This window comes from Actinomycetospora sp., assembly GCF_055612215.1.
This window is the reverse complement of sequence record NZ_JBVPVA010000212.1, coordinates 1-2726: the sequence shown is the minus strand read 5'-3', so window position 1 is coordinate 2726 and position 2726 is coordinate 1. Positions and strand designations below refer to the sequence as shown.

The window sequence follows — 2726 nt, the reverse complement described above, 5'->3', positions numbered from 1 at the left end:
GCTGCTCGGCGGCGCCGTCGCCGACCGACCCGACGCCGCGCGCGCCGCCAGTCCCGTCGCGCACGTCCGCGCCGGAGCCCCGCCGTTCCTGCTGCGGCACGGGACCCGCGACCGCTTCGTCCCCGCCCGCCAGTCGCAGCGCCTGGCGGAGGCCCTGCGCGGCGTCGGCGTGCCGGTCCGGCTCGACCTCGTCGAGGGCGCCGACCACCTGTGGCTCGGCGACCCGCGGGCCGCCCGGACCGCGTTCGACGACGCCGTCGCCTTCCTGCGCGACCGGCTGACCTGATCGCCCGGTCCCGCCGGACCGGGTCGTGACCGGTCGGGCCCCGCCTGCCTGCCCCGCCGTCGAGAGGACGAGCCCGTGCCCGGCACCGAGCTCCCGCGCGCGCACCCCGTGCTCGTTGCGGGCGGCGGCCCCGGCGGCCTCGCGGCCGCGCTGGAGCTCGCCCGGGCCGGGGTGCGCTGCGCGGTCGTCGAGCCGCGCCCCGACGTGACGACCGACCGGCCCCGCGCGAAGACGACCAGCGCCCGCACCATGGAGCTCTTCCGCCGCTGGGGCCTCGCCGACCGCGTCCGCGACGCCGCGCCGGTGCCGGTGTCCTTCGCCCAGGACGCGGTCTTCTGCACCAGTCTGACCGGCCACGAGATCACCCGGTTCCGGAACGCGTTCGCGATGTACGCCGAGCCTCGGGAGGAGATCGCGGAGTCGGGCCGGCAGGTCCCGCAACCCGTCGTCGAGCAGGTCCTGCGCGAGGCCGTGGCCGGGGCGCCGACCGTGGACCTGCTGCTGGGGTACCGGGTGCTGTCGGCGCACGACGGCGAGGACGGCGTGCTCGCGCGGGTCGCGACGCCCGACGGCGCCGAGGTCGAGATGCGGGCCGACTACCTGCTGGGCTGCGACGGGGCGGGCGGCGTCACCCGCGGCGTGATCGGGGCCCGGTACGAGGGCCGCAGCGGGGAGCTGCCGAACCTCAACGTCACCTTCGACGCGCCCGACCTCGAGCGGCTCGTCCTCGCCCGCGGCGCGCACTACTGGGTGCTGGGCACCGAGGCCGCCGGGATCGTCGGGCGGATGGACCTGCACGGCACCTGGTGGACCGTCGCGCAGGGCGTCCGCGACGGCGTCGACCCCGAGGCCCTCGTCCGCCGGCTCGTCGGGGCCGAGCTCGACGTCACGGTCCGGGCCACCGACCCGTGGTCCGCGCGGATGCTGCTCGTCGACCGCTACCGGGGCCGCCGGACCTTCCTCGTCGGGGACGCCGCACACCTCAACCCGCCGTGGGGCGGGCACGGCTACAACACCTGCGTCGGGGACGCGGTGAACATCGCCTGGAAGCTCGGCGCGGTCCTCTCCGGCTGGGCCGACCCCGCCCTGCTCGACACCTACGAGGCCGAGCGCCGCCCGGTCGCCGCGCGGACGATCGACGCCGCGGGCTCCCAGGACTCCCGACTCGCCGGGTCCTTCGCGCACCCCGAGTCCGCGCTCGACGGGCCGGTGGGCGCGGCGCGACGGGCCCGGGTCGCCGAGGAGCTGGCCGTGAAGCGCGGCGAGTTCCACAGCCTCGGGCTGGTCCTCGGCCACCACTACGCCGACTCCCCCGCCGTCGTCGACGACGGCTCGCCGGTGCCGCCGGACTCGCTGACCGACTACCACGGCTCGGCCCGCCCCGGGGCTCGGCTGCCGCACCGGTGGTGGGGCGACGGGTCCTCGCTCTACGACCACCTCGGGCGCGGCTTCACGCTGGTGCGCCTCGACGTGTCGGTGGAGCTCGACGCGGCCGTCGCGGCCGCCCGCGCCACCGGCGTCCCGCTGCACGTGCTCGACGCCCCCCACCTGCGCGACGCCGAGGCCTACGGCGCCCCGCTGCTGCTCGTCCGCCCCGACCAGCACGTCGCGTGGCGTGGCCGCTCGGCGAGCGCGGCCGCGGCCGCGCTCGACGTCGCCCGCGGCGCCGCCCGGGCCCGCGTGGGGCGGTGACCGCGCCGCCGGCCCCCCTCGGTGTCGGCCCGGGGACCTACCTTGCGGCCGAGATCGCGCCGGCCATCCTGCTGATCGGGGCGAGTGCGGCGCATCCGTAGAACGTCCCCGCGCTGTTCGGTTTCGGCGCGATCGCGGGGTTCGTGGGGCGCGCTGCTGGTCGTCCGATCCGCGGGACCCGGCGAACGCAGCCGCCGTCCTCCCTCGGCGAATGCACGTGAATCGTCACGGCGGAATCACCGTGGGGGCGTCTGTGTCGACGTGCTCAGTCCGCGGTTCATCTCCTCGAGCTCGAGGGTGCGCGCTCCTTCGCTCAGGGTGATCGACTCGATGACCCCGAAGTTGAGCAGGACCATCGAGTCGTCGTTGACCTGGACCCGGTGGACCTTCGCCTCCTCGACCAGCCCCTGGAGGTGACGCGCCACCTCCTCCATCGGCTCCTCGTACTTCAGGGTGAGCGGGAACTGCGGCAGGGAGACGTACACGGTCATGCTCGGGCTCCTCGAATGACAGGACCATTCGGCGGACAAGTTGGGCTGGTTGCGCCGCGCGGGTCGATGGTGCCCGTGATTCTATGGGTGCCGGACGTCCGCAAAGTCGTGGATCGGGGAGCGCGAGATGGAGATCGACGGCATTCTGGTCGTGGAGTCCCCCGAGGATCACGGACACTCCTGGCGCTGGGACGATCCGCGCGGGTTCGAATCGGAAATCCTCTGGGACCGCCAGATCGGATACCTGACCCTGGGCA

The 2726-nt window shown here is 75.3% G+C and carries 3 protein-coding genes; 2 read left to right on the top strand and 1 reads right to left on the bottom strand.

The genetic code is table 11. The annotated features are described in order from the left end of the window. Together AC0CYZ_RS05910 and AC0CYZ_RS05905 are read left to right on the top strand one after the other, a co-directional pair. Positions 1-286, top strand: a 286-nt coding sequence (locus AC0CYZ_RS05910) for an alpha/beta hydrolase (protein ID WP_472213274.1), incomplete at its 5' end; no start/stop codon positions are given. A gap of 75 nt (positions 287-361) precedes the next feature. Continuing rightward, positions 362-1978, top strand: coding sequence for an FAD-dependent monooxygenase (locus AC0CYZ_RS05905; RefSeq protein WP_472213272.1), 1617 nt, complete (start codon positions 362-364; stop codon positions 1976-1978). Between the two features lie 236 nt (positions 1979-2214). Here AC0CYZ_RS05905 and AC0CYZ_RS05900 read toward each other — a convergent pair whose 3' ends face one another. After that, positions 2215-2469 carry a hypothetical protein gene (locus AC0CYZ_RS05900; RefSeq protein WP_472213270.1) on the bottom strand — a complete coding sequence of 85 codons (255 nt, stop codon included), beginning with the start codon at positions 2467-2469 and terminating at the stop codon, positions 2215-2217. Between the last annotated feature and the right edge of the window lie 257 nt (positions 2470-2726).

Bases quoted from the DNA above. Each gene is read 5' to 3' on its own strand.
- AC0CYZ_RS05900 (WP_472213270.1), bottom strand. From the start codon at position 2,469: ATGACCGTGTACGTCTCCCTGCCGCAGTTCCCGCTCACCCTGAAGTAC.